This window comes from Mesorhizobium sp. (assembly GCF_005063415.1).
Taxonomy (GTDB): domain Bacteria; phylum Pseudomonadota; class Alphaproteobacteria; order Rhizobiales; family Rhizobiaceae; genus Mesorhizobium.
This window is the reverse complement of record NZ_SUEG01000219.1, coordinates 2,276-6,181: the sequence shown is the minus strand read 5'-3', so window position 1 is coordinate 6,181 and position 3,906 is coordinate 2,276. Positions and strand designations below refer to the sequence as shown.

At 63.5% G+C, this 3,906-nt stretch carries 6 protein-coding genes; 3 read left to right on the top strand and 3 right to left on the bottom strand.

Features of this window, described 5'->3' with window-relative positions; translation table 11 throughout:
• The 3 genes from E5W70_RS30185 to E5W70_RS30175 all read left to right on the top strand — a co-directional run.
• The coding region (locus tag E5W70_RS30185) for an esterase-like activity of phytase family protein (RefSeq protein ID WP_292664934.1) at positions 1–738 on the top strand (738 nt) is incomplete at its 5' end.
• 186 nt (positions 739–924) lie between these two features.
• A complete protein-coding gene (locus E5W70_RS30180) occupies positions 925–1,293 on the top strand; it encodes a metalloregulator ArsR/SmtB family transcription factor (RefSeq protein WP_292664933.1) in 369 nt (122 codons plus the stop codon).
• A complete protein-coding gene (locus E5W70_RS30175; protein ID WP_292664932.1) occupies positions 1,290–1,775 on the top strand; it encodes an SRPBCC family protein in 486 nt (161 codons plus the stop codon). The genes E5W70_RS30180 and E5W70_RS30175 overlap by 4 nt, the downstream gene beginning before the upstream one ends.
• A 39-nt stretch (positions 1,776–1,814) precedes the next feature.
• Here the strand turns inward: E5W70_RS30175 and E5W70_RS30170 are convergent, their stop codons facing one another.
• The 3 genes from E5W70_RS30170 to rpmB form a co-directional block, all read right to left on the bottom strand.
• Positions 1,815–2,489, bottom strand: coding sequence for a hypothetical protein (locus E5W70_RS30170; protein ID WP_292664931.1), 675 nt, complete (start codon positions 2,487–2,489; stop codon positions 1,815–1,817).
• A gap of 83 nt (positions 2,490–2,572) precedes the next feature.
• On the bottom strand, positions 2,573–3,253 hold the full coding sequence (locus E5W70_RS30165) for a queuosine precursor transporter (RefSeq protein WP_292664930.1): 681 nt from the start codon (positions 3,251–3,253) through the stop codon (positions 2,573–2,575).
• 82 nt (positions 3,254–3,335) lie between these two features.
• Positions 3,336–3,632, bottom strand: coding sequence for a 50S ribosomal protein L28 (gene rpmB, locus E5W70_RS30160; protein WP_292664929.1), 297 nt, complete (start codon positions 3,630–3,632; stop codon positions 3,336–3,338).
• Positions 3,633–3,906: the final 274 nt, after the last annotated feature.

Here is a 3,906-nt window from a genome sequence, read left to right as displayed (position 1 = left end):
GACCATCTGCTGCATGCGAAAATTCTCGATGCCGACAAGCGGCCTTCCGGCATCGAGAATTTTCGCATGCAGCAGATGGTCGATGCGGCCGGCCAGCCGATCGACCTGAAAGGGGCGGTCGATGCCGAAGGGCTCGCGGTCCGGGACGGCATTGCCACGGTCGGCTTCGAGCGCGATCACCGTATCGCCGAGTTCAAGATCGACCCGGACGACATGAAGGCGCCGTTCAGGCAATTGGACTTCCTGATCCCGGCCGGGGAACTCCGCCGCAATCGCGGCTTCGAGACCGTCACCCGCGCCCATCCGTACGGACAGCACGCGGGCGGGCTGGTCGTGGTGTCGGAAAAAAGCCTCGACAAAGCCGGCAACATCTTTGCCGCGATCATTGAAGGGCCGCACAAGGGCGTCTTCACCGTCAAGCGCAATGGCGATTTCGACATCACCGACGGCGCCTTCCTGCCGGACGGCGACCTGTTGCTGCTGGAGCGCAGTTTTTCGATGGCCCGCGGCGTCAAGATGCGGCTGCGGCGCATCTATGGCGAAAGCATCGAGAAGGGCGCCGTCGCCGACGGGCCGGTGCTGCTTGAGGCCGACATGGGTTACCAGATCGACAACATGGAAGCGCTCGACGTCTGGACCCGCGACGATGGCGCGCTGATCGTGTCGCTGATGTCCGACGACAATCACTCGATCCTGCAGCGCAATCTCTATCTGGAATTCATCCTGCACGAGGATTGACGCGCGATCGGCCGTTGTCTGGCTGACAGCGACGCTGGCGTTTCCGCGCCGTTCGCAGATCGTGTAATTTCCCTTGGCAATGCCCCCTGGCAATAACCTGCGGGTTTCCAGCCAGATTCGCCGCCTGCAAAAAAATACTTTAGTCAAGACTTGACAATTTGTGCCGTCGAAGAAATACTCAAGTCCATGCTTAAGTATTCCGAGATCGACAGCATCCTGCGGGCTCTTGCCGAGCCGACGCGCCGGGCAATCCTGGAAAGGCTGAGCCGCGGGCCGGCCACCGTCAGCCAGTTGGCGGAGCCGTTCGGCATGACTTTCGCCGCCGTGCTCCAGCATCTCCAGGCGCTGGAAGCGTGCGGGCTGATCCGCAGCGAGAAGGTCGGACGCGTGCGCACCTGCCGGATCGAGCCCGGCGGACTTGCCCCGCTCGCCGACTGGATCGCCGCGCGCCGTACGCCGGCCGAACGCCACCTCGACCGTCTCGGCCAGATCCTGGCGGAGACTTCACAACCGAACGCAACACTCCACGACCAGGAAAAGGACGACAAGAAATGAACCAGATTGCGCCCGTGAACGACCAGCACTCCGTCATCCATTCGACCTTCAGCATCGAGCGGACCTATCCGCAATCGCCCGAGCGCGTCTTCTTCGCCTTTGCCGACAAGGCGACAGTACGGCGCTGGCGCGTCGACGGCGACGGCTTCACCATCGCCGAATTCACCTTCGATTTCCGCGTCGGCGGCGGCGAGGTCTCGCGGTTCAGCCATCAGGGCGGCCCGGAGATCAGGCTCGATGCGCAGTTCCAGGACATCGTCCCCGACCGGCGCATCGTATTTTCCTACCGGATGGCGGTCGGGCCGCAGCCGCTGTCGGCGTCGCTCACCACTGTCGAACTCGCACCCTCCGGCGACGGCACCCGCCTGACCTATACCGAACAGGGTGCGTTCTTCGATGGTGTCGATTCAGCGCAAGGGCGCGAGGAGGGTACGCGCGGGCTGCTGCGGGCACTCGCCGCCGAGCTTCAGAACGCGCAGTAGAGGTTCGTCGGCGTTATCGGGCGGCGTCCAGCAAGGGGCCTATTGCCCCTTGCTCGCGAGCCAGACGATGTGACGGGCGCCGCGCTTGCCGTGAGCCCGCACCTTGACCTCGTCGACCGTGAAGCCCGCCTGCTTGAGCCTTCGGGTGAAACCTGCGTCAGGGCCCTGCGACCAGACCGCCAGCACACCGCCGGGCTTGAGAGCTGCTCTCGCGCTGATCAGGCCGGCTGCGCTGTAGAGCGCATCATTGGCCTTGTAGACGATGCCTTCGGGGCCGTTGTCGACGTCGAGCAGGATCGCGTCCCAGGCCGATGCTTGCGATCGGATGAGCTGACCGACATCGGTCTCGCGAATGCCGACGCGCCGGTCGTCAAGACAGCCGTCGAAAACCTCGGCCATCGGGCCGCGCGCCCAAATCACGACCGCCGGTACCAGTTCGGCAACGGTGACCTTCGCATCGGCGCCAAGCTCGGCCAGCGCCGCGCGCAAGGTAAAGCCCATGCCGAGGCCGCCGATCAGGATGCTTGGGTTCAGGCGGCCGGCAATCCTTTGACAAGACAGTTTGGCCAGCGCCTCTTCGGAACCGCTGAGCCGGCTGTTCATCAGCTCGTTCGCGCCAAGCATGATCGAGAATTCGCCGCCGCGCCGCTTCAGCCGGAGTTCCTGTCCGCCGTCAGGCGTTTTTGCCGAGTCCAGTTGAAGCCAGGGGATCATGCTCGATAGTCTTTGAGCATGATCTTGTCCGAAAACCGGTTCCCACTTTTCGCTAACGCGGACCTTCGGTTCGGGATCATGCTCTATGCCGCCAGTGCCGGCTGGCTCCAGCGGGCGGCAAGCAGCCGGTAAGGGATCAGCGCCACCACCGCTATGACCAGCTTGACGCTGAGATCGCCGAGCGCCCAGGATATCCAGCGCATCGTCTTGACCGGCAGCACGCCCATCAGCGGCGCGGTCTCCAGCGCAAAGCCCTCGTTCGGCCCGGCGAAGGCGAAAGCCGCCGCAAAGGCGACGGTGAAAAACACCACCGTATCGAAAACGGAGCCGACCAGCGTGCCGACGATCGGTGCGCGCCACCAGCTCTGCCGGCGCAGCCGGTTGAACACGGTGACGTCGAGCAATTGCGCGGTGAGGAAGGCGGCGCCCGAGGCCGCGGCAATGCGCACCAGCCGGTCGGCGGCGGTCTCGAATTCGATCAGGCCGTGGCGAAACAGCAGCGGCGGGATGACGATCGAGCAGATCACCGCTGTCATGAAGCCGACAAAGACGATCCTGCGCGCCACCGCCGGCCCATAACGGCGATTGGCGAGATCGGTAACCACGAAGGAGAACGGATAGGTGAAGGCGCCCCAAGTCAGGATGTCGGCCAGCGACAGCCCGCCGATTGCACCCTGCATCGGGAACAGCACAAGGATGTTCGAAGCCACGACGACGAGTGCCATGGCCTCCACGAAGGGCAGGTACCGCGAGAGGAAAATCATTTTTTTATCCTGGGTGATGGAACCAGCGGAACGCGATCCGGAACCCCGGTCACGCCCTGGAAGGCGGCTGCCGCCGAAAAACTCAGGCGGCCGGCTGTTCGGCGAGCTTCTTGGCGATCTGCTTCTTCAACAGGCGGGCGCGCTGCGACAATTCCTTGGCGTCAGCCTTGACCAGGAAGGCATCGAGGCCGCCGCGATGCTCGACCGAACGCAGCGCGTTGGCCGAAATGCGCAGGCGCACATTCTGGTTCAGCGCTTCCGAGATCAGCGTCACATTGACGAGATTGGGCAGGAAGCGTCGCTTGGTCTTGTTGTTGGCGTGGCTCACATTGTTGCCGGACATGACTGCCTTGGCAGTGAGTTCGCAGGTGCGGGACATGATACTAACCTTCGGTTCTCGGTCCTGGCCAAACATTCGACCCGCGCCGGGTGGCGCGCGGTTTCGGTCAGGCGGCCTTATGGAAAAAGTTGGCGTTCCATAGTTGCATTTCGCCGATGCGTCAAGCTTGGGGTTGCTCGGAAGAGGGGAATCGCACCTTTCGGAGTAGGTGTCGTCGGTGAAGCTGCTGATCGCCCTCCTCTGGAGGAGATGTTGCTGTCCCGCGGATCTCTCAAGACCTGGGTTCCTCGCCCACCGCGAAGCGGGGGAGAGG

What these genes read in the sequence shown, in the direction of transcription:
- rpmB (WP_292664929.1), bottom strand. Translation starts at nt 3,632, where the DNA reads ATGTCCCGCACCTGCGAACTCACTGCCAAGGCAGTCATGTCCGGCAAC.
- E5W70_RS30165 (WP_292664930.1), bottom strand. Translation starts at nt 3,253, where the DNA reads ATGATTTTCCTCTCGCGGTACCTGCCCTTCGTGGAGGCCATGGCACTC.
- E5W70_RS30175 (WP_292664932.1), top strand. Translation starts at nt 1,290, where the DNA reads ATGAACCAGATTGCGCCCGTGAACGACCAGCACTCCGTCATCCATTCG.
- E5W70_RS30180 (WP_292664933.1), top strand. Translation starts at nt 925, where the DNA reads ATGCTTAAGTATTCCGAGATCGACAGCATCCTGCGGGCTCTTGCCGAG.
- E5W70_RS30170 (WP_292664931.1), bottom strand. Translation starts at nt 2,489, where the DNA reads ATGATCCCCTGGCTTCAACTGGACTCGGCAAAAACGCCTGACGGCGGA.